The 23,646-nt window shown below is 41.5% G+C and carries 20 protein-coding genes and 1 pseudogene; 11 read left to right on the top strand and 10 right to left on the bottom strand.

What is annotated here, in order from left to right:
* Positions 1–45: 45 nt before the first annotated feature.
* On the bottom strand, positions 46–891 hold the full coding sequence (locus E4T92_RS07705; protein WP_135094148.1) for an MBL fold metallo-hydrolase: 846 nt from the start codon (positions 889–891) through the stop codon (positions 46–48).
* A gap of 142 nt (positions 892–1,033) precedes the next feature.
* Here E4T92_RS07705 and E4T92_RS07710 point away from each other — a divergent pair, with 142 nt between their 5' ends.
* The 10 genes and pseudogenes from E4T92_RS07710 to mscL all read left to right on the top strand — a co-directional run bounded on the left by E4T92_RS07710 (position 1,034) and on the right by mscL (position 13,250).
* Positions 1,034–1,978 (top strand): helix-turn-helix domain-containing protein, encoded by a 945-nt coding sequence (locus E4T92_RS07710; RefSeq protein WP_135094149.1) that lies wholly within the window; start codon positions 1,034–1,036, stop codon positions 1,976–1,978.
* 273 nt (positions 1,979–2,251) lie between these two features.
* Positions 2,252–2,950 (top strand): ADP-ribosylglycohydrolase family protein, encoded by a 699-nt coding sequence (locus E4T92_RS07715; RefSeq protein ID WP_209307348.1) that lies wholly within the window; start codon positions 2,252–2,254, stop codon positions 2,948–2,950.
* Positions 2,951–3,053: 103 nt separating this feature from the next.
* The gene (locus tag E4T92_RS07720; protein WP_077550154.1) at positions 3,054–3,836 is read left to right on the top strand and encodes an ADP-ribosylglycohydrolase family protein; all 783 of its coding nucleotides are present in this window, start codon (positions 3,054–3,056) and stop codon (positions 3,834–3,836) included.
* Between the two features lie 121 nt (positions 3,837–3,957).
* On the top strand, positions 3,958–7,434 hold the full coding sequence (gene dnaE, locus E4T92_RS07725; protein WP_135094150.1) for a DNA polymerase III subunit alpha: 3,477 nt from the start codon (positions 3,958–3,960) through the stop codon (positions 7,432–7,434).
* 93 nt (positions 7,435–7,527) lie between these two features.
* Positions 7,528–8,037, top strand: a complete 510-nt coding sequence (def, locus tag E4T92_RS07730) for a peptide deformylase (protein WP_135094151.1) — start codon at positions 7,528–7,530, stop codon at positions 8,035–8,037.
* Positions 8,038–8,263: 226 nt separating this feature from the next.
* Positions 8,264–9,220, top strand: coding sequence for a methionyl-tRNA formyltransferase (gene fmt / locus E4T92_RS07735; RefSeq protein ID WP_135094170.1), 957 nt, complete (start codon positions 8,264–8,266; stop codon positions 9,218–9,220).
* A complete protein-coding gene (gene rsmB, locus E4T92_RS07740) occupies positions 9,220–10,590 on the top strand; it encodes a 16S rRNA (cytosine(967)-C(5))-methyltransferase RsmB (RefSeq protein ID WP_135094152.1) in 1,371 nt (456 codons plus the stop codon). Before fmt ends, rsmB begins: the two co-directional genes overlap by 1 nt.
* Before the next feature lie 21 nt (positions 10,591–10,611).
* Positions 10,612–11,418 (top strand): annotated as a pseudogene (locus tag E4T92_RS07745) (glycosyltransferase family A protein).
* The gene (trkA, locus tag E4T92_RS07750; protein WP_135094153.1) at positions 11,415–12,791 is read left to right on the top strand and encodes a Trk system potassium transporter TrkA; all 1,377 of its coding nucleotides are present in this window, start codon (positions 11,415–11,417) and stop codon (positions 12,789–12,791) included. Before E4T92_RS07745 ends, trkA begins: the two are co-directional and overlap by 4 nt.
* Positions 12,792–12,860: 69 nt before the next feature.
* Positions 12,861–13,250, top strand: a complete 390-nt coding sequence (mscL, locus tag E4T92_RS07755) for a large-conductance mechanosensitive channel protein MscL (protein WP_077541214.1) — start codon at positions 12,861–12,863, stop codon at positions 13,248–13,250.
* 284 nt (positions 13,251–13,534) lie between these two features.
* Here the strand turns inward: mscL and tuf are convergent, their stop codons facing one another.
* From tuf to E4T92_RS07785, 6 genes are all read right to left on the bottom strand, one after another.
* Entirely contained in the window at positions 13,535–14,719 is a 1,185-nt protein-coding gene (tuf, locus tag E4T92_RS07760; RefSeq protein WP_077419639.1) for an elongation factor Tu, read from the bottom strand.
* A gap of 63 nt (positions 14,720–14,782) precedes the next feature.
* Entirely contained in the window at positions 14,783–16,885 is a 2,103-nt protein-coding gene (fusA, locus tag E4T92_RS07765) for an elongation factor G (RefSeq protein ID WP_135094154.1), read from the bottom strand.
* Between the two features lie 84 nt (positions 16,886–16,969).
* Entirely contained in the window at positions 16,970–17,440 is a 471-nt protein-coding gene (gene rpsG / locus E4T92_RS07770; RefSeq protein WP_018356117.1) for a 30S ribosomal protein S7, read from the bottom strand.
* A gap of 155 nt (positions 17,441–17,595) precedes the next feature.
* Positions 17,596–17,970, bottom strand: a complete 375-nt coding sequence (rpsL, locus tag E4T92_RS07775; RefSeq protein ID WP_005543325.1) for a 30S ribosomal protein S12 — start codon at positions 17,968–17,970, stop codon at positions 17,596–17,598.
* A 419-nt stretch (positions 17,971–18,389) separates the two neighbouring features.
* The gene (locus tag E4T92_RS07780; RefSeq protein WP_135094155.1) at positions 18,390–19,601 is read right to left on the bottom strand and encodes an NADH:flavin oxidoreductase/NADH oxidase family protein; all 1,212 of its coding nucleotides are present in this window, start codon (positions 19,599–19,601) and stop codon (positions 18,390–18,392) included.
* Between the two features lie 227 nt (positions 19,602–19,828).
* Positions 19,829–20,137 carry a metalloregulator ArsR/SmtB family transcription factor gene (locus E4T92_RS07785; protein ID WP_077543017.1) on the bottom strand — a complete coding sequence of 103 codons (309 nt, stop codon included), beginning with the start codon at positions 20,135–20,137 and terminating at the stop codon, positions 19,829–19,831.
* A gap of 254 nt (positions 20,138–20,391) precedes the next feature.
* Between E4T92_RS07785 and dusA the strand changes: the two genes are divergently transcribed.
* Positions 20,392–21,375 carry a tRNA dihydrouridine(20/20a) synthase DusA gene (dusA, locus tag E4T92_RS07790; RefSeq protein WP_135094156.1) on the top strand — a complete coding sequence of 328 codons (984 nt, stop codon included), beginning with the start codon at positions 20,392–20,394 and terminating at the stop codon, positions 21,373–21,375.
* A gap of 298 nt (positions 21,376–21,673) precedes the next feature.
* Here the strand turns inward: dusA and E4T92_RS07795 are convergent, their stop codons facing one another.
* From E4T92_RS07795 to mobA, 3 genes are read right to left on the bottom strand one after another with little or no spacing between them, the layout of a single operon-like run.
* Positions 21,674–22,429: a DeoR/GlpR family transcriptional regulator gene (locus E4T92_RS07795; RefSeq protein WP_077543015.1), complete on the bottom strand. Its 756-nt coding sequence runs from the start codon at positions 22,427–22,429 to the stop codon at positions 21,674–21,676.
* Between the two features lie 46 nt (positions 22,430–22,475).
* The gene (locus E4T92_RS07800; RefSeq protein ID WP_135094171.1) at positions 22,476–23,039 is read right to left on the bottom strand and encodes a rhomboid family intramembrane serine protease; all 564 of its coding nucleotides are present in this window, start codon (positions 23,037–23,039) and stop codon (positions 22,476–22,478) included.
* Complete coding sequence (gene mobA / locus E4T92_RS07805) at positions 23,026–23,628, bottom strand: molybdenum cofactor guanylyltransferase MobA (protein ID WP_135094157.1); 603 nt, start codon at positions 23,626–23,628, stop codon at positions 23,026–23,028. The genes E4T92_RS07800 and mobA overlap by 14 nt, the downstream gene beginning before the upstream one ends.
* Positions 23,629–23,646: the final 18 nt, after the last annotated feature.

A 23,646-nucleotide genomic window follows, 5' to 3' on the forward strand; every position in this document is an offset into this window, starting at 1 on the left:
GAAAAGGATAGACAGAATTTCGTCTAACTCATTTCTTACCCTGCATTAATATTTCAAGACTTCACTCTCTTTTGGCACAGCAACTTTGCTCAAATTGTTTTCCTTCACGAATTTTCGCATTTCATCGGATGTCACCGAAGCATGATTGACCGCATCCATATGGACGGTAATAATATCGGCTTTTGGCGCAACCTGACGGGCTTTCGCCACATCGGCTTTCCCCATAATAATACTATCTGAATTACCTTCCATTTGTGCATAACCCGTATTCATAACAATCACTTCGGGTTTATAACGGTTGAGTGCAAAATCCACTTCTTCATTCCAAATGGTATCACCTACGATATACAGTGTTTTTTCTCCGTCCGCTTGCATTACTACGCCCATTGCTTCACCTAAAATTTCAGCAAATTGTGGGTTAGAGTACATTTGATCCGTACCGTGTTGTCCGCCGGTCTTGCTTAATTTTACTTGGTTAAATTCTGTATTTTTACCTACGACTCTAACATCTTTAAAGCCTTGTGAACGGATAATTTGTGCATCACCGGCATTTTGTACAAAAATCGGTAAGGTTTTCGGTAACATTTTTTGTGCATATTCGTCCCAATGATCAGCGTGGGTATGTGTCACAATCACCGCATCAACGCCTTCTAATACTTTCTCAACCGGTTCTGCCATATCAATCAACGGATTACGTTTTTGACTGTTAATCGTGCCTTCAAAGCCTGCATAAGTGCCTTTAGGGGCAAGATAGGGATCGACTAAAAACGTGCTACCTGCCATTTCAATTTTGGCGGTCGCATTACGGATATGCTGATAGCTGATTTCGGCATGAGCTGTTGTCGCTAAGGTTGCTGCCATGAGTGTTAATAAGATAGGTTTTAGTTTCATTTTGTTTCCTCTTTTAAAAATAAGATAAATTAAACCGCTTGTGTGCGGTGTGATTATTATGAAAGAGAGATAAAATAAAAAATATTGACTTATTATTCAAATATCGAAAAAATTGGGTCAAATTTATTCGCATGAGAAAAAAATGCCTATTCCAACTGTTGCACTTGTACTTTATCCCCAATTTAACCCTTTTCAGTTTTCTGTGCCTTATATGGTTTTTTCAACAGAAATTGAGGGCAAACCTTTATTTAATGTCAAGATTGTGGCGGAAAATCCAAGGGTGGCACAGTCCTATCCTGCTACGATTGTAGCTGATGGCGATTTGGGTTTGTTAGCTCAAGCTGATTTTATTGTGATACCGGGTTGGGATAATGTTGATCAACCTCCCTCCGAGGCTTTAATACTGGCATTACAACAAGCGGCACAACGTGGAGCGATGATTGTGGGGCTGTGTTATGGGGCATATTCACTGGCTTATGCCGGATTGCTGAATGGTAAAAAGGCCACGACACATTGGTTAGGTGAAACGGATTTTAAACAACGTTTCCCACAGGTAAAATTAGACTGCAATGCAATTTATATTGAAGATGAAAACATCATCACCTCTGCAGGAACGTCTGCAGGGTTAGATTGCTGTCTTGCGATTGTTCGCCGCCAATATGGTGTAAAAATTGCCAATCAACTGGCACGTTTGTTGGTGATTTCTCCTCATCGGGAAGGAGGACAAGCACAATTTATTGAACAACCCATTGCTCGTAAAACCGCTAATAAGAATATCAATGAATGGCTAGATATTATACGAACTAATCTAACAGGAAATTATTCGATTGATGAGTTAGCCAAACAATTAATGATGAGCCGCAGCACATTCACTCGTCATTTTCGTCAAGCAACGGGAATGGCATTCACCGAATGGTTGATTGAGGTACGGCTACAAAAAGGGCGGGAATTACTCGAAAGTACCAAATTAACGATTGACGAAATTGCTCACCAAATTGGCTTCCATTCCACAACGGCATTCCGCCAACATTTTAAAGCCAAACATCATATCAGCCCAAAACAATGGCAAAAGCGGTTTTCTATGTAAATAAAATAGATTAGCTTGCTTGCTCAAAGTGCGGTTGTTTTTTGACGAAATTTACAATCGCGCTTTTAGCAAAAATCCTATTTCTCATCAGCATAATTATTTTTTTGCGTGCGACACAACCTGTCACGACAACCTATTACATAGCCGTTATACTTGGTTTTGCTTATTACAGCATAATCTATTTATTAAGGAGGAATTATGTTAGGCGCAATTGTTGGCGATATTGTGGGTTCTCGTTTTTAGTTTAGAAATTACCGAGCAACAGATTTTGAATTGATTACGTCAAGAAGTGAATTTACCGATGACACGATATGTACGGTTGCCGTGGCGGATTGGGTTCAGCAGGGTTGCCAAGATAATTTGGTAGAAATTATGCGTCATTGGTGTCAGAAATACCCTTATGCCGGCTATGGCGGAATGTTTGATAAATGGATCAGTACGAAAGTTAATCCACAACCTTACAACAGTTGGGGAAATGGTTCGGCAATGCGGGTATCGCCGGTGGGTTGGGCATTTGATACAATCGAAGAAACCCTTGAATATGCTAAACGTTCGGCTGAAATCACACATAATCATCCCGAAGGCATTAAAGGAGCACAAGCTACCGCAGCGGCGATTTTTTTAGCCCGTACAACGAAAGATAAAGGCAAAATCAAACGCTATATTGAAGAAACTTTTGGTTACGATTTATCACAGACGTGTGATGAAATCCGTCCGACATATAAGTTTAACGAAAGCTGTCAAGGTACTGTTCCCCAAGCGATAGTCGCATTTTTAGAAAGCGAAAACTTTGAACATGCCATTCGTCTTGCCGTTTCGCTCGGGGGCGACAGCGACACCCTTGCTGCGATTACGGGGAGCATTGCTGAAGCATTCTATGGTGAAATCCCCAATGAAATTATCAAACAGATCCTGCCTAAGCTGCCACGAGAGTTTTTGGCTATTCTAGCCAGATCCCATTTGGAAGAATGATGAGCCAAGACAAATAACCATATTGGTAAAAGTGCGGTTGTTTTTTTATGAAATTGGCAACCGCTATTTTGGCGGAATATATCATATTTATCAGGAGTAATTTATGTTAGGTGCGATTGTTGGCGATGTTGTAGGTTCGCGTTTTGAGTGCAATAACTACCGTGCAACAGATTTTAAATTGATTGTTCCTCAATGTCGTTTTACCGATGATACTGTTTGTACTATTGCGGTGGCAGATTGGTTGAATCAGGGGGTAAAAGAGAATCTTGTTGAAATTATGCGTTACTGGGGACTTCGTTATTACAATGCCGGTTATGGAGGAATGTTTTATCGTTGGTTAAATCCGGCTATTGAACCTGAGCCATACAACAGTTGGGGAAACGGATCGGCAATGCGTGTATCGCCGGTGGGTTGGGCATTTGATACTCTTGAAGAAACCCTTGAATATGCTAAACGCTCGGCTGAAATCACACATAATCATCCTGAGGGCATTAAAGGGGCACAGGCTACCGCAACGGCAATTTTTTTAGCCCGAACCACAAAAGATAAAACAAAAATCAAAGCCTATATTGAAGAGACCTTTGGGTATAATTTATCACAAACCTGCGATGAGATTCGCCCTGAGTATAAGTTTGATGTGAGCTGTCAGGGATCTGTTCCACAGGCGATAGTCGCATTTTTAGAAAGTGAAAACTTTGAACATGCCATTCGTCTTGCCGTTTCTCTTGGAGGTGACAGTGATACCATTGCGGCGATTACCGGATCCATTTCGGAGGCTTTCTATGGTGAGATTCCATCTGAGATTGTCTCTCAAGTCATTCCCAAATTGCCTCAAGAATTTTTAACCGTATTGGAACAACACAAAATGTTGCGTAAGTCACGATAAGCTAAAACAGGGTTGAATGAGTGTTGATCATTCAGCCCTTTATTTTCCCTTCATCTTAAATTTCCGTATAATACACGCCCGTAAAAAACATTCAAATCAACCGCACTTTCAAGGATTTTCAATGACACAACCCCGTTTCGTCCATCTCCGTACACACAGTGATTTCTCCATGATTGATGGGATTGCCAAGGTGAAACCTTTAGTCAAAACCTGTGCAGCGAATAATATGGTGGCGATGGCGCTGACGGATTTCACCAATTTTTGCGGTGTCGTGCGTTTTTATGGGGAAACATTGTCTGCCGGTATTAAACCGATTATCGGGGCGGATGTACGGGTACGCAGTGAGCTATGTGGCGATGAATTATTTGAGCTGACCTTGTTGGCGAAAAATAATACGGGCTATAAAAATATCACATTGCTCTTGTCGAAGGCTTACCAACGGGGCTACGACGATTTGCCTTATATCGATCAAGATTGGTTGATCGAACACCGTGAGGGCGTGATTATTTTATCCGGTGGGACAAAAGGTGACGTGGGTAAAAAATTATTGAAAGAAAATGCTTCGGAAACACAAAGTGCGGTCGATTTCTACCAAGAATTTTTTCCGGATCATTTTTATCTGTCATTAACCCGAACCGGCAAGCCTGATGAAGAACGTTATATCAAAGCCGCCTGTGCCTTAGCTGAAGATCAAAATCTCCCTCTTGTGGCGACCAATGATGTAGTCTTTTTAACACCTGATGATGCGGAAGCCCATGAAATTCGTGTAGCGATTCATGATGGCTATACTTTAGATGATCCTAAACGCCCTAAACTTTACACGGCACAGCAGTATTTCCGCACGGAAGAAGAAATGTGTGCCTTATTTGCCGATATTCCTTCCGCCCTTGAAAATACCTTATTAATCGCACAGCGTTGTAGCGTTACTTTACGCCTTGGGCAATATTTCTTACCGCAATTCCCAACAGGGGAACTGAGTACGGAAGACTATTTGGTGATGAAATCAAAAGAGGGGTTGGAAGAGCGGCTGGCATTTTTATTTCCTGATGAAAAAGTGCGGTCGGAAAAACGTGGGGAATATGATGAACGCTTGCAAGTGGAACTCGACGTCATTAACCAAATGGGGTTTCCGGGTTACTTCTTGATCGTGATGGAGTTTATTCAGTGGTCGAAAGATAACGATATTCCCGTGGGGCCGGGACGGGGTTCAGGTGCAGGCTCATTGGTGGCGTACGCGTTAAAAATTACCGATCTCGATCCCTTAGAATTTGATTTGCTTTTTGAACGTTTCTTAAACCCTGAACGTGTGTCTATGCCTGATTTTGACGTGGATTTCTGTATGGACGGGCGAGATCGCGTGATTGAGCATGTGGCGGACACCTATGGGCGTGGTGCGGTATCGCAAATTATCACCTTCGGTACCATGGCGGCGAAAGCGGTAATCCGTGATGTGGGTAGGGTATTAGGTCATCCCTATGGTTTTGTGGATCGCATCTCTAAATTGATTCCTCTCGATCCGGGTATGACCCTTGCCAAAGCCTTTGAAGTTGAGCCTCAATTACAAGCTGCTTATGACAGCGATGAGGAAGTGCAAGCCCTGATCGATATGGCACGCAAGCTGGAAGGAGTCACCCGAAATGCCGGTAAGCACGCCGGTGGTGTGGTGATTTCACCGTCACTCATCACGGATTTCTCACCACTTTATTGCGACAGTGAAGGGCTTCATCCCGTTACTCATTTCGATAAAAATGATGTGGAATATGCTGGTTTAGTCAAATTTGACTTCTTGGGGTTACGCACCCTGACCATCATCAAATGGGCATTGGATATGGTCAATGCCCGTATGGTTCGGGAAGGGAAACCTATGGTAGATATTGCCTCTATTCCCTTGGATGATCCGGAATCTTTTGAATTGCTCAAACGTGCCGAAACCACCGCTGTGTTCCAGTTGGAATCACGGGGTATGAAAGATTTGATTAAACGTCTCCAACCGGACTGTTTTGAAGATATTATTGCTTTGGTGGCACTGTTTCGTCCCGGCCCGCTACAATCGGGCATGGTGGATAACTTTATCGACCGTAAACACGGTCGTGAAGAGGTTTCGTATCCCGATGTGAACTATCAGCACGAAAGCCTGAAACCGATTTTAGAACCGACTTACGGCATTATTTTATATCAAGAACAAGTGATGCAAATTGCACAGGTTTTAGCCGGTTATACATTGGGCGGTGCGGATTTATTACGCCGTGCAATGGGTAAGAAAAAACCGGAAGAAATGGCGAAACAACGCTCTGTGTTTGAAGCGGGCGCGATCAAAAATGGCGTTGACGGTGAACTTGCTATGAAGATTTTCGACTTGGTGGAAAAATTTGCCGGTTATGGTTTTAATAAATCCCACTCGGCAGCCTATGCCTTGGTTTCTTATCAAACCCTTTGGTTGAAAACCCATTTCCCGGCGGAATTTATGGCAGCGGTGATGACATCGGAAATGGACAATACCGATAAAATTGTCGGCTTATATGATGAATGTTTGCGAATGGGATTAAAAGTCACCCCACCGGATATTAATGTGGGCAAACATCATTTCAGCGTGAATGAAAACGGTGAAATTGTGTATGGTATCGGGGCGATTAAAGGTGTGGGTGAAGGGCCGATTGAGGCATTAATTACGGCACGCAATGCAGGGGGATTTTTTAAAGATTTATTTGATTTATGCGCCCGTGTTGATTTGAAAAAAATCAATAGACGTACTTTTGAAAGCCTGATTATGTCTGGTGCATTTGATAAATTAGGGCCGCATCGTGCGGCGCTTTCTAAAAATTTGGAAGACGCATTAAAAGCCTCCGATCAACACTCTAAAGACGAAGCTATGGGGCAATCGGATATGTTTGGCGTATTGACTGAAACCTATGAAGAAGTGGAAAACGCCTATGCCAATACGCCGCCTTACACGGAAAAACAAATCCTAGATGGCGAGCGTGAAACCCTAGGGCTGTACTTAACCAGTCATCCGGTTAGCCGTTATCTGAAAGAACTTTCCCATTACAGTTCAACACGCTTAAAGGAACTCACACCAAACCGTCGTGGGCAAATCAGTACGGCGGCAGGCTTAATTGTGTCATCACGCATTGCGATTACCAAAAAGGGGAATAGACTGGGCATTGCGACATTAGATGATCGCTCAGGTCGCTTGGATATCACCTTATTTGGTGAAAGTTTAGAGCAATTTGGTGAAAAATTGCAGAAAGATACGGTTGTGGTGGTATCCGGACAAGTGAGTTTTGATGATTTTTCCGGTGGTTTAAAAATGACCGTACGGGATATGATGACATTAGATGAAGCCCGTTCACGCTATGCGAAATCCCTTGCTATTTGTTTATCGGACGAGCAAATTACCCCAATTTTCATTAAACAGCTAAAAGAAAAGCTGACACCGGTGAGTGGGGGGGGGCTACCGATTAACGTTTACTACCAAAGCCCGAAAGGCAGAGCGTTACTACGTCTCGGGATTCAATGGTCAATTACACCGACTGATGAAATTTTAACGGAATTAGCGAATATGTTGGGGGAAAGCTCGGTTGAATTGGAGTTTGCATAATGGCTTTTGTGTCAATCACCCTAATTAAGGACATAAATACCTTCCTGTGCTACAATTACGCAACAAATTACAATTTAAAAAATAAGAGAAATTATGACCGCACTTAATGTATTAATTTATCCTGACGAACATTTAAAAGTTGTTTGTGAGCCTGTTTCCGAAGTTAATGATGCTATTCGAAAAATTGTAGATGATATGTTTGATACGATGTATCAACAAGAAGGCATTGGTTTAGCCGCACCGCAAGTGGATATTTTACAACGTATTATTACCATTGATATTGAGGGAGATAAACAAAACCAATTGGTATTAATTAATCCGGAAATTTTGGCGTCTGAAGGTGAAACCGGTATTGAAGAAGGTTGTTTGTCGATTCCCGGTTTTCGTGCCTTAGTACCACGGAAAGAAAAAGTGACTGTAAAGGCGCTAGACCGTGACGGCAAAGAATTTACCTTAAACGCAGACGGCTTACTTGCCATTTGTATTCAACACGAAATTGATCACCTCAACGGCATTTTGTTTGTAGATTATCTTTCACCGCTTAAACGCCAACGTATTAAAGAAAAATTGGTTAAATACAAAAAACAAATGGCAAAACAATAACCGATATTATGTAGCCAATGTACAGGGATTTCAACGAAACGTAGGGACACACTGCGTGTGTCCGCTTATCATATATATTGAAAGTTGATTTTATAACAGATGAGTCCCTACAGTTTTCCACCCTGTGCAACAGCGATATAATCACGAAAAGTGCGGTTAATTTTGACCGCATTTTATTTTCTCTCCCGTACTATCGGGAACATTATTCAACATAACGCAGAACATGATGAAACCACTTAATATTATCTTCGCAGGTACGCCTGATTTCGCGGCACAGCATTTACAAGCCTTAATAAATTCTCAACATAATGTGATCGCAGTTTATACCCAACCAGATAAACCGGCGGGACGTGGTAAAAAATTACAGGCCAGCCCGGTGAAACAGCTTGCCGAACAACATCATATTCCTGTTTATCAGCCTAAATCCTTACGCAATGCTGAGGCACAAGCAAAATTACAAGCCCTGAACGCCGATGTGATGGTGGTGGTGGCTTATGGCTTAATTCTCCCCAAAGCGGTTCTAGACGCGCCACGTTTGGGCTGTTTGAACGTACACGGTTCTATTTTGCCCCGTTGGCGTGGTGCCGCACCGATTCAGCGTGCGATTTGGGCGGGTGATGTTCAAACCGGCGTGACCATTATGCAAATGGATGAAGGTTTGGATACCGGTGATATGTTGCACAAAGTGTATTGTGATATTTTGCCAACCGAAACCTCAGCAAGTCTTTATGATAAATTGGCTGAATTAGCACCACCGGCACTCATTGAGGTGCTTGATCAGCTCGAAACCGGAAAATTTATTGCCGAGAAACAAGATAACAGCCAAAGCAACTATGCGGATAAACTTTCTAAAGAAGAAGCTAAACTGGATTGGTCACTTTCTGCTACACAACTTGAACGGAATATTCGGGCATTTAAGCCTTGGCCGATGGCGTATTTCAGCACGGAAGATAAAGCAGGAAGTCCACAAACTTTGAAAGTGTATCAGGCGGAAGTGCTATCTCATCAAGATAAACCGGTGGGGATGATTCTGTGTGCGGATAAAACCGGTATTCAAATTGCCACGGCTGAAGGTGTTCTAAATATTCTGCAATTGCAACCGGCAGGTAAAAAGCCGATGTCGGCACAGGATTTGTTAAACGGACGAGCAGATTGGTTTCCTGTTGGTAAGGTGCTAGCCTAATGAAAAATGAACGCTCACCGCAAAAAGCGGCAAGAAATAAACCAACGAAAAAAACGACCGCACTTTCCACTAGAGCGGTGGCAGCACAGGTCATTTTACAAGTGCTTGATGAGGGAAAATCTCTTTCGAGCTTAATTCCCGATGTGCAACCTATGCTGAAAACACAAGACTTACCCTTACTCCAAGAAATTTGTTTCGGTGTATGTCGTGTGCTGCCTCGTTTGGAGAGAATTATCCAATGTCTTGTGGATAAACCGCTAAAAGGCAAAACTCGGGTTGTACATTGTTTATTACTTGTTGGGCTGTATCAGTTGCTTTATATGCGAGTCCCGACCCACGCCGCCGTGGATGAAGTGGTAAATGCAACAAAAACCTTGAAATCAGACAGTTTCCGTGGGTTAGTCAATGGTGTGCTACGCCGTTTTTTACGTGAAAAAGAAAGTATTTTGGCGCAAGTGGATAAACATTGGCAGACCTTACATCCCGAATGGTTTGTCAACAAGTTGAAAAAGGCTTATCCGAATTGGCGTGACATCATTAATGCGAATAATCAAAAACCGCCGATGTGGCTACGGGTTAATGCACAAAAAAATAGCGTGGAACGCTACCGGACTTTATTGGCGGAGTCGGGCATTTTGGCAGAAATCAGCTCTCACCCTCAGGCATTACGCCTGGCTTCACCAATGGCGGTACAAAAATTACCTCATTTTTCGGAAGGGGCGGTAACGGTACAGGATTTGAGTGCTCAATGGGCAGCAACGTTGCTTGAACCTCAAAATGGTGAATGGATTTTAGATGCCTGTGCTGCGCCTGGTGGAAAAACAACCCATATTTTGGAACTCGCTCCGCAAGCGAATGTGATTGCATTAGATGTGGAATCCCATCGTTTGAAACGGGTGACGGAAAATCTGGCACGTTTGAATCAGCAAGCAGTAGTAGTTTGCGGTGATGCAACTAAACCGGATCAATGGCTGGCGGAAATCGGGCAAAGTGCGGTGAAATTTGACCGTATTTTACTCGATGCACCTTGTTCTGCCACCGGTGTGATTCGCCGTCACCCTGATATTAAATGGTTACGCCAAGAAACGGACATTGCACAACTTACAGCATTACAAAAAAATATTTTAAAAGCCCTTTGGGCGAAATTGAAACCAAATGGCATTTTATTATATGCCACCTGCTCCGTTTTACCGGAAGAAAATAATGAACAAATTCGTGCGTTCTTATCGGAGCAACCGGATGCTGAATTATTGTCGCTCCCTTTTGAAGATAATGTGAGTGATAATAAAAGTGCGGTCGGTTTTCAGTTTATTCCGCAAGACAATGGCGGAGACGGATTTTATTATGCCAAGTTACGTAAGCGTGCCTAACGTAAAAGAAAGGAGATCATCATGTTTCCTAACATTGACGTGATCATTCCTTGTTATAACGCAGAAACAACATTAACACGGGCAGTGGAATCTGTTTTAAATCAACCCTGTTTAGGCAAAATTTGGTTGGTGGATGATGCGTCTACCGACAGTACTTTGACACTGGCGAATCAGTTTTCCACTCAGTATCCGGAACGGATTTTTGTGGAGTCAATGAGTAAAAACGGTGGTGTCGCAAAAGCACGAAATTAGGGGGCGTTACAATCTACGAATGAATTGATCGCTTTTTTAGATGCGGACGATGCCTATGAGCAAGGCGCATTAGAAGTGGCAGCGGCAACCTTCCATTTTCAACCGGACACCTCTGTGGTACGTTTAGCTTTAAAACCCATAGGATTAGCGAGCCATTATGCGGAACACCCTAATTTTGATTTTGCTTGGCAGCATATGAGAATGACATGCGGTGGCAATGTAGTGTTTCGCCGTGCTTTTTTCTTGGCTTGCGGCGGATTTCCGCAGCATGCGTTATTCCGAGAATTAGGCGGTGAAGATGGGGCATTGGGTATTGCAACCACAAAAATTGCGAAAGTGGCAACCCTATTTGATGAGGCGGGCGTGTTACATTATTGCCGTGACGGTATGCACGCAGAGCGATTATTAGATTCAATTTTATTCCAAAAATCACCTGAAGGGGTAACAGAAGAAAAGATGGCTCAGGCAAATGCAGTAACAGATGAAATCTGTCGCCAAGTGAATGCGTTAAAGTGCGGTCTAAATTCAGCGCAAATTGGTATTCGTTCTCTTATTTTAACAAGGAGTGACGCGTGAAAATTATGATTCTTGGTGCCGGACAAGTCGGTACAACATTGGCAGAGAATCTTGTCAGCGAGGATAATGATATTACCTTAGTGGACAATGAATCACCACAGCTTCAGGCTTTGCAGGAGAAGCATGATTTAAGCGTGATTCAGGGTTCACCTTCTTCTCCAAAAGTGTTACGTGATGCCGGTGCGGCGGATGCGGACTTAATGGTGGCGGTGACCTCATCAGATGAAATCAATATGGTGGCGTGCCAAATGGGATATACATTATTTAACACGCCAACACGTATTGCACGTATTCGGAATTCAGAGTATTTGCGTGAAAAAGATAAATTGTTTAATGATGAAAACATTCCTATCAATCATCTTATTTCACCGGAAAATTTAGTGACGGATGAAATCACTCGTCTCATCACTTATCCCGGTGCATTACAAGTAGCACATTTTGCTAAAAATCGTATCAGTGTAGTGGTGGTAAACGCTTATTATGGTGGGGCATTAGTAGGACATGCTTTGTCAGCGTTTAAGGAACATATGCCACATATTGAATGCCGTATTGTGTCTATTTTGCGTAATGACAAAACGATTCGCCCACAAGGTTCCACGATCATCGAAGCCGGTGATGAAATCACCTTTATTTGTGCGACAGAGCATATTAAAGCGGTAATTAGCGAGTTGCAACGTCTTGAAAAGCCCTATAAAAGAATCATGATTGTTGGAGGAGGGAATATTGCGTCAGGCGTGGCAAAGCAATTGGAAGATCATTGCATTGTAAAATTAATTGAGCGAAATGCAGAGCGGGCGCAGATTTTAGCAGAAAAATTAGCGAAAACGTTGGTTTTTCATGGTGATGCATCAGACCAAAATTTATTATTTGAAGAACATATTGAAAACATAGATGTATTTCTTTCTTTGAGCAGTGATGATGAAGCTAATATTATGTCTGCATTATTAGCAAAACGCTCAGGGGCAAAGAAAGCCATGGTTCTGATTCAACGTATGGCATATATCAACCTTATTCAAGGTGGGACAATCGATATTGCCGTTTCACCACAGCAAGCCACGATTTCTGCTCTATTAGGCTATGTGAGAAAAGGCGATGTAAAAAATGTGGCGAGTTTACATCATGGGACTGCCGAGGCGATTGAAATTGTTGCGCATGGTGATTTGAATTCTTCTCATATTATTGGCAGAAAAATTCGCGATATTCGTTTACCGACAGGTTGTATTATTGGTGCAATTTTGCGTCATAATGACGTTATTATTGGACATAAAAATATTGAAATTCAGGATGGCGATCATGTTGTCGTATATTTAAGTGACAAAAAAGCTGTTTCTGAAATTGAGAAATTGTTCCAACCGAGCGTATTCTTTATTTAAAAGGTTTACATTTTAGATAGCTCATATAGAATACGAACCCCATTTATTAATTTAACAAAAGGAAAATTTATGAGCTTTATAAAGGAATTTCGCGAATTCGCGATGCGTGGTAATGTTGTTGATATGGCTGTGGGTGTCATTATTGGCGGGGCATTTGGTAAAATTGTTAGTTCACTTGTTAGTGATGTTGTGATGCCTGTATTAGGGGTATTAACCGGTGGGGTAGATTTCAAAGATCTGAAATTTATTTTAGAGCCAGCAAATGGTGACATTCCTGCTGTAACATTAAATTATGGTATGTTCATTCAAAATGTCTTCGATTTTGTTATCATTGCCTTTGCTATCTTCTTAATGGTGAAAGCTATTAATAAATTGAAGAAACCTGTTGAAAAAGCGGCAGCAGAGCCATCAAATGAAGAGAAGTTACTTACTGAGATTCGTGATTTATTGAAAAAGTAATTCCTATTCACTCTAGGTAAAAAAAGTTGGTATAAATGAATTATGCCAACTTTTTTATTTTTTATAATCTTACATTATTTTACTCCTGTATAAGAAAATAATCGTTGTTATTTTTTACCAGATTTAGAAGGAAAATAAGTGTATTGATATTTATGAGTAAGGGAATTTATTTCAGCCACGAAGGATATTTTGTTGGATTTTTAGTAAGTGATAATACTTTTCAGTAATAAAAAAGTGCGGTTTGAACCGCACTTTTTGAGAAATATAAATATGATATTTCGGTATTATTTGATGATCTTGGCAACAACACCCGCACCAACGGTACGACCACCCTCACGGATAGCAAAACGTAAACCTTGGTCCATCGCAATCGGGTGGATTAAGGATACAGTCATTTTGATGTTATCACCAGGCATTACCATTTCCACACCTTCCGGTAACTCGATAGTACCGGTTACGTCTGTTGTACGGAAATAGAATTGTGGACGGTAACCTTTGAAGAATGGCGTATGACGACCACCTTCATCTTTTGATAATACGTACACTTCTGATTCGAAGTCAGTGTGTGGCGTGATTGAACCCGGTTTCGCTAACACTTGACCACGTTCGATTTCTTCACGTTTGGTACCACGTAATAATGCACCGATGTTTTCACCTGCACGACCTTCGTCAAGTAATTTACGGAACATCTCAACACCGGTTACAGTTGTTTTCGCGGTATCTTTGATACCTACGATTTCAACTTCATCACCGGTACGGATAATACCACGCTCTACACGACCGGTAACTACTGTACCACGACCTGAGATTGAGAACACGTCTTCAATTGGAAGAAGGAACGGTTGGTCAATCGCACGCTCAGGTTCTGGGATGTAAGTATCTAAGTGGTTAGCTAACTCAAGAATTTTCTCTTCCCATGCAGCATCGCCTTCTAACGCTTTTAATGCTGAACCACGTACGATTGGGGTATCATCACCAGGGAAGTCATATTGAGAAAGAAGTTCACGAACTTCCATTTCAACTAATTCTAATAACTCTTCATCATCCACCATATCGCATTTGTTTAAGAATACGATGATGTAAGGTACACCTACTTGGCGACCTAATAAGATGTGCTCACGAGTTTGTGGCATAGGACCGTCAGTTGCTGCTACAACAAGAATAGCACCATCCATTTGTGCCGCACCGGTAATCATGTTTTTAACATAGTCGGCGTGTCCCGGACAGTCAACGTGTGCGTAGTGACGGGTTGGGGTATCGTATTCTACGTGTGAAGTATTGATGGTAATACCACGCGCTTTTTCTTCCGGTGCGTTATCAATTTGGTCAAATGCACGAGCTGAACCACCGTAGTGTTTTGCTAATACTGTGGTGATTGCAGCTGTTAAAGTTGTTTTACCGTGGTCAACGTGGCCGATTGTACCCACGTTTACGTGCGGTTTTGTACGTTCAAATTTTTCTTTAGACATTGCTAATATTTCCTAAAAGTGCGGTACAAAATCGAAATATTCTATACCGCTGGTTTACAAAAATTATTTTTTACGCGCTTCAATAACTGCAGCAGCAACGCTTGTTGGTGCTTCAGCATATTTTAACGGTTCCATTGAGTATGATGCACGACCTTGGGTTTGTGAACGTAAGTCTGTTGCATAACCGAACATTTCAGAAAGTGGAACTTCTGCGTCAATTTTAACAACAAATTCGTTCGCTTCTTGACCGTTAACCATTGCACGACGACGGCTTAAATCACCGATTACGTCACCAACATACTCTGGTGGTGTTTCAACTTCTACTTTCATGATTGGCTCTAGTAGAACCGGGTTTGCTTTTGCGAATGCCGCTTTAAAGGCTAAAGACGCAGCAAGTTTAAACGCAAGTTCGGATGAGTCCACATCATGGTATGAACCGAAGTGTAAACGAACACCAAGGTCAACTACCGGATAACCTGCTAATGGACCAGATTTAAGTTGTTCTTGAATACCTTTGTCAACAGCTGGGATGTATTCACCAGGAATGACACCACCTTTGATTTCATTAACAAATTCGTAACCCGGACCTTCAGGCTCTAATGGATACAAGTCGATAACAACATGACCGTATTGACCACGACCACCAGATTGTTTTGCGTGTTTACCTTCTACATCATTAACACGGGTACGGATAGTCTCACGGTAAGATACTTGTGGTTTACCGATATTCGCTTCTACTTTGAATTCACGTTTCATACGGTCAACGATGATATCCAAGTGTAATTCACCCATACCTGAAATGATGGTTTCACCGGATTCTTCGTCAGTATGAACACGGAATGAAGGGTCTTCTTGTGCAAGACGACCTAATGCAATACCCATTTTTTCTTGGTCTGCTTTTGTTTTTGGTTCTACCGCAACAGAGATTACCGGCTCTGGGAATTCCATACGTTCAAGGATGATTGGTGCTTCAATTGCACACAATGTATCACCGGTAGTCACATCTTTTAAGCCGATTGCCGCAGCGATATCGCCGGCACGAACTTCTTTGATTTCTTCGCGTTTGTTAGCATGCATTTGAACGATACGACCAAAACGCTCACGTTTTTGACGCACTGAGTTTAATACGGTATCACCAGAGTTAATGACACCAGAGTAAACACGGAAGAAGGTTAAGTTACCTACGAATGGGTCAGTTGCAATTTTAAACGCTAATGAAGAGAATGGCTCCTCATCGCTTGCATGACGTTCACCTTCAGTTTCATCCGGATTAATACCTTTAATTGCTGGAATATCTGTTGGTGCCGGTAAGTATTCAACCACAGCATCAAGCATTGCTTGAACACCTTTGTTTTTAAACGCAGAACCACAGGTTACTAAGATGATTTCATTCGCTAATACACGTTGACGAAGACCTGCTTTGATTTCTTCTTCAGTTAAGTCTTCACCGCCAAGGTATTTTTCCATTAATTCTTCAGAAGCTTCAGCTGCAGCATCCACAAGATTTTGACGCCACTCTTCACAGTCAGCAAGCATGTTTGCAGGGATGTCTTCATAAGTGAAGGTCATACCTTGGTCAGCCTCGTTCCAGTTGATCGCTTTCATTTTGATCAAATCAACAACACCGGTAAAGTTTTCTTCTGCACCAATTGGAAGTTGAAGAGGTACAGCGTTAGCACCTAAACGGGTTTTTAACTGTTCAACTACACGTAAGAAATTTGCACCGGTACGGTCCATTTTGTTAACAAACGCAATACGCGGAACTTCATACTTATTCGCTTGACGCCATACGGTTTCTGATTGTGGTTGGACACCGCCTACGGCACAGTAAACCATCACCGCGCCATCAAGAACACGCATAGAACGTTCTACTTCAACAGTAAAGTCTACGTGTCCCGGCGTGTCGATAACGTTAATACGGTGTTGTGGGAATTGTTGAGACATACCAGACCAGAAAGCGGTGGTTGCCGCTGAGGTGATGGTGATACCGCGTTCCTGTTCTTGTTCCATCCAGTCCATTGTTGCCGCACCATCGTGTACTTCACCGATTTTGTGGCTCACACCTGTATAGAATAAGATACGTTCAGTAGTAGTCGTTTTACCCGCATCAATGTGCGCACTAATACCGATATTGCGATATCTTTCAATAGGAGTTGTACGTGCCATTATTATAACCTTGTTTAGTTTAATATCTGTTTATATAAGGGTAAGGCTTCATCAATGATGAAGCCCTTTAAATTCAAAAGCTTATTACCAACGGTAGTGAGCAAATGCTTTGTTCGCTTCAGCCATGCGGTGAACGTCTTCACGTTTTTTCACTGCTGCACCTTTGTTATCAGACGCATCTGATAATTCATTTGCAAGGCGTAAAGCCATTGATTTATCACCACGTTTACGTGCTGCTTCTACAATCCAACGCATACCTAATGCGTTACGACGAACCGGACGAACTTCAACCGGTACTTGGTAGGTCGAACCACCAACACGACGAGATTTAACCTCTACTGTTGGACGCACATTTTCAAGTGCGATTTCAAACGCTTCTAAAGGTTCTTTACCTGTACGCTCAGATAGGGTTTCTAATGCACCGTAAACGATGGATTCAGCAACGGATTTTTTACCGTCTACCATGATTACATTAATAAATTTTGCAAGTAATTCTGAACCGAATTTCGGATCTGGAAGAATCTTGCGTGGTTCAATACTACGACGACGTGGCATTGCGAATTTCTCCGTATTTTAATCTTCAGGATATCCAAAACTCATCAGCAATCTTCCTTTTAAGGAATTTTGCAGCGCGGTGCGCTTTTGACTGGAGTTTATGGTTTAAATTTTTTTGCTAATTTAGACGTTTGGCCTTACTTAACGGAGAACCATTAAGCTTTAGGACGTTTAACGCCGTATTTAGAACGACCTTGTTTACGATCTTTCACGCCTGCGCAGTCTAATGCGCCGCGTACTGTGTGGTAACGCACACCCGGTAAGTCTTTAACACGACCGCCACGGATTAACACAACGCTGTGCTCTTGAAGGTTGTGACCTTCACCACCGATATAAGAAGTTACTTCAAAACCGTTTGTTAAGCGGATACGACATACTTTACGTAACGCTGAGTTAGGTTTTTTAGGAGTTGTAGTATATACACGAGTACATACACCACGTTTCTGCGGGCAAGCCTCTAATGCAGGAACGTTGCTTTTTACAACCTTTTTCACACGCGGTTTGCGTACTAGCTGGTTGATAGTTGCCATTAAAAAAGCTCCAGTTTAAATGTTATTCAATAATAGAATGTTGTTCAAAAAATCTACTTCAATACAGAAATAGACGGCAAATTCTAATCATTATGGCATTGCTTGTCAATAAACAATGAGGAGGATCGTTATTAGGATCCTTGAGCTTGGTGACCCAAAAGAGCGGTCAAATTTTAATGATTTTTACGGTATTATGCAGCAGTTGCACAAATCTGTTTTTGGGTAGATTGTAGGGACACACTGTGTGTCCGTTATCAAATCATTTCAATAGATTAAAATTCGGACACACGCAGTGTGTCCCTACAATGTCGGTGAAATTTCTATTTTGTGTATTTGTTACATAATACCGGATTTTTCACTGTCTATTTTAGGTGCTAAGGAGAGTATTGGTTGAGTTCTCATACTTACTTAATACGTCATCAAGCCCGACTATTTTTCAATCCAGCTTTACCGCTTTGCCAAAGTGTGCGGAATAAAATATACCATGCAGAGACCGTTGGTTTCGGTGATTTACCCCTGCCAAGACGTTCCATTTGGTACATATACCACCCCATTTCTAAAATTGAACCCAGTTGGCCATCAATTCTCTTTACACCGGTACGAATAGGACGTAGTTTTACCGTTTGATAAATGCCTTGTTCAATTTGATTAGGCAGATCAGGCACCAGTGTCAATGGACGGGCAATGCCCACAAAATCTAAATCACCCTGTGTGAGAGCATCGCTCATCGCTGTTTGGGAACGAAAACCACCGGTAATAATGAGTGGCACGTTTGTGACTGCTCGTGCTTTTTTAGCATAATCTAAGAAAAAAGCTTCACGTTTTTGACTGCTTGGCTTGTTAGAAAGCATTGCCGGACTTTCATAGTTTCCACCGGAAATTTCAATAAAATCAATACCGAGTTCACTCATTTTTTCGATCACCAACACGGATTCATCTTCATCAAAGCCCCCTTTTTGAAAATCAGCGGAGTTTAATTTCGCTCCCACTAAAAAATGAGGTGTCGTAGTGGCACGAATAGCATGATAAATTTCCACTAAAAAACGCATTCGGTTAGTTAAACTGCCACCCCATTCATCTGTACGGCGGTTGTGATGGGGCGATAAAAATTGGCTGATTAAATAACCATGTGCACCATGAATTTCCACACCGGAGAAACCGGCTCGTTCGGCTATACGGGCTGTTTCGGCAAATTTTGTGATCAAGTCCCGAATTTCGGTGGTTTGTAATTCTCGTGGATGATGAAAGAAATTCTCCATTCCACTCAGAGGAACCGCACTTGGGGCAACGGGTTGTGGTGATATATTTTTGGGAGATTGTTTGCCAGCGTGATTAATTTGCATAATTAATAATGCATCCTTTTGTATACCGGCAGCCGCCCAACGTTTAAGCATCGGTAAATCACGTTCATTAGTTAATACCACATCATTAGGTGAGCCTTTGCCATCTTCGCTCACCATAACATTACCGGTTAATAGCACACCGGCACCTCCTTTTGCCCATACATCGTATAAGTGAATGAGTTTCTCGCTCGGGCGATTATCTACAGCCAGTTGTTCTTCCGTAGACGCTTTAAAAAAACGATTTTTGGCTTGTGTGCCATTTGTAAAAGTAAAAGAGGTAAATAACATTTGATTTTCCTTTTGTTTATAGGTTTAAAAACATAAACTTATTTAATAAAAAATTTTTCGATATTACGTACAAATACAATGTCATTGTTATAAGCCTTAATATCCTGCCGTGAGTATCTAAAAATAAAGAAATTTCAATGAGCTAATATTTTGGAGGAGAGGTATCACTCCTTACTTTTACCCTAGAATACCCATTGTACAGCTGAGACACATATCAAGTCGTAGGATTAAGAATTGGGGCAGTGAAATGCGAGAAGTTGGGTAAGCTGAGTAAGTTTCATTATAGCATCTTTCATCGCAATACAATAAAAGCGTTCTTTGCCTACGGGTTCCACATTGACAACACCGGCTTGTCGCATAATTTTTAAATGATGTGACACGGCAGGACGTGAAAGATGGAGACGCTCCGTTAAGTCATTCACATTCATTTTTCCATTTTCAAGTAAAAGACGCAGAATATGATGGCGATTTTCATCACTCAATACAGTAAATACAGGGATGCATTCTCGCATTAACATCATCGTTTGTTGAGGCATAAGATTACATTTTAATAGGTTTAAAAATTTAGACTTATTATAATGGCAAAAGGAGAATTAGCAAGCTAAGAATTGAATTTAAAGAAACGATGGGTGCTTTGGCTTCTCTTTTTGAATAGTAGGAAGTCTGTGCTTGATTTCCCCTATTATTGTCTCCATAATTCCGCCTCACTTAACTCCCTTTTATTATTTCGTTGCTCGGTACAAGTATTTTGAACAGCGGATCGTCGCAACGATAAACAAGAGAAATAAAAATGCCTCAAAATCAACCGCACTTTTATCGTGGTCGCTTTTCTGTTGCGCCAATGCTTGATTGGACAACTCGCCATTGTCGTTATTTTCATCGTCAATTTTCGCAACGTGCTTTGCTTTATACAGAAATGGTGACGACACCGGCGATTATTCATGCCAAATATGATCTCTTGGATTTTGATTTGCGTGAAAATCCGGTTGCCTTGCAATTAGGCGGAAGTGATCCCGAACAGCTTAAATATTGCGCAAAACTGGCGGAAGAACGGGGATATCACGAAATCAATCTCAATGTAGGTTGTCCCTCTGATCGGGTACAAAACGGGATGTTTGGTGCTTGTTTAATGGCAAAGGCCGATTTGGTGGCAGAATGTGTTGAAAAAATGCAACAAGCGGTGAATATTCCTGTGACGGTGAAAACCCGTATTGGTATTGATGATCTCGATAGTTACGAATTTTTATGTGATTTTATTGAAAAAATACAAAATAAAGGCTGTCAGGAATTTATTATTCACGCACGTAAAGCATGGCTTTCCGGATTAAGCCCGAAAGAAAATCGTGAAATTCCCCCTCTTGATTATGAACGTGTCTATCAGTTAAAACGCGACTTTCCTCATTTGAAAATCGTCATTAACGGTGGCATTAAAACCATCGAAGAGGTGAAACAGCATTTGCAATTTGTCGATGGGGTGATGGTGGGACGTGAGGCGTATCAAAATCCGAGTTTACTCGGTCTGATTGATCAGGCGTTGTTTGATTCTGATATGCCAATTGTTACTCCAAGGGAAGCGGTGTTGGCAATGTTGCCTTATATTGAAAAACAACTTAGTCAAGGCGTTTATCTCAACCATATCGTTCGTCATATGCTGGGTGCATTTCAACATTGTCAAGGCGCACGCCAATGGCGTCGTTATTTAAGTGAAAATGCCTTCAAGCAAGGGGCTGGAATTGAAGTGGTAGAAAAAGCTCTTGATTTTGTCAAAAATTAAAGAAAATGGGCTAAAAAATGTGACGAGCTTCACAAATTTCAATATTTTCTCTTTTCATCTTTCCTTATCCGCCGGATAATGGGGAGTACGATTTGAGAGGGAATCTCGTCGTATTTCTTGATCTATCAGGCTTTCCTTGACACCTCAAGTATCTTTCCCCCTTACCGATAAATAAGTTTTTTACACAGTTTCGTTGTCTGTTATAACCCTGTTTTGTTTTTTGGGATTGGTCTTAACCGCATTGGTTTGATATGGATATCAAAAAAACAAAAGTGCGGTTAGAAATAACCGCACTTTCTCACTGGCACACCACTAATTTGGTTTGGGTTTCCTGCAAATATTGACTTATAGAAAATGGCACTTTATCGGTAAATAAATATTCCACGTCACTTAGCTCCCCTAAACGTACAATTGCTTGTCGGGTAAATTTTGAATGGTCGGTGACAAGTAATGTTTGACGTGAACTTTCAATAATCGCCCGTTTCACTTGCACTTCGTGGTAATCATAATCAAGTAATGAACCATCGGAATCAATGGCACTGATTCCTAGAATGCCAAAGTCTAAACGGAATTGGGAAATAAAATTTACTGTTGCTTCACCGATAATACCGCCATCCACACGCAATGATCCCCCTGCCATCGTAATTTCAAAACTTTCATTTTGACGGAGAAGATGTGCCGCATTAAGATTATTGGTGACAATGCGTAAACGCTCATGATTCAGTAGCGCATTTGCCACGGCTTCCGGGGTTGTACCGATATCAATAAATAATGATGAACCGTTCGGGATAAACTTCGCCACCGCTTGCGCAATACGGTTTTTTTGTGAAGAAAAGAACTGTTTTCGGTCGGTATAATCGGAATTTTCCGCTGAAGAAGGCGAAGCTGCCCCACCGTGATGACGGCGGATTAAATCCAATTCTGCAAGAATGTTTAGATCTCGACGGATTGTTTGAGGGCTCACTTCCAAGAGATTCACTAAATCTTCGGTACTTAAATAACCATATTGACTGACTAATTCGATAATTTTTTGATGACGAATGGACTGTTTCATTCTTGTATCCTTTCCGTGAAAAACCTTTACACTCTACCTGATTCCGCTAAATTTTACTATCAATGAATCCCCAAACTAAGCCTATGATCAACCCTGAAATATGAGCGGCATTACCAAGGTGAATATCAAATAAAGGGCTCACAAAACCAAATGCCAGTCCGACTAATAACATCATGAAAAAACCTTTGGGGAGCTCAAAAATATTGGCATTAAGTTTATCAACAATAAAAACATAGCCTAATATGGCATAAACCACCCCCGATAGACCAAAAAAATAAGGGCCTGAGAAATAATTTTGTATTACCCCACTGACAATGGCAGAAAACAAAAAAATGAGAAAAAGTTTCATTCCTCCAAAATGGCGTTCAATCATACTGCCAAATAACCAAAACCATGATAAGTTCGCAATAATGTGAATATTCGACAAATGCACAAAAGAATGCGTAATGTAACGCCAAAGTTCCCTATCCTGATCAGCATAAACAGGGTAGTGGAAAATTTCCATCAGGTTTTCTTCAAAACCGATTTGCTGTAACAAATACACGACTAGGCAAATTGCCGTGATGATATGTCGAGGGGTGAAATAACGGGATAAATCAGCGTGTTGCATCATGAATTGAACTCACGGTTTTTTTATGTAAATCATCTAGGGTATTAAAATTGACAAACAGTCCTTCAGCACTGCCAAAGTTGACGGCTTTTCCACCGTTTGCTTGCATAAATTGCAATAATTTGCGTTCGCCAGCGGCAAGATAGAGGCGAAGTTTTTCTTTTAATTGAACAGACATTAAACAAAATGTGGGATGAATACGTTCTTCATCGCTGGCATAAACAACAAAAGTGCGGTCATTTTCTAACGCACTTTTAAATTTTGTCAGTAGATTTTTTGGAAAGAAAGGGCTATCGCAAGGGGTGAATAGCACAAAATCCGTCTTGGCTTTTTCAAGTCCACTCAACATACCGCTTAATGGCCCTTGGAAATCCGCTAATTCATCGCTAAACACGGGAAAACCGAATTTGGCGTAGTTGGGAAGGTTTCGATTAGCGTTAATCGTAATATCAGCGAGCTGAGGTTGTAAACGCTCAATCATATGTTGGATCAACGGTTTTTCATGCCAAAGTTGTAAACCTTTGTCTCTCCCCCCCATTCGCCGAGCCTTTCCTCCAGCTAAAATAACCGCACTTATTGTGATTGTCATATTTTATTCTGTTGCTAT

This window comes from Pasteurella sp. WM03, from assembly GCF_004570945.1.
In the GTDB taxonomy this organism is placed as follows: domain Bacteria; phylum Pseudomonadota; class Gammaproteobacteria; order Enterobacterales; family Pasteurellaceae; genus Rodentibacter.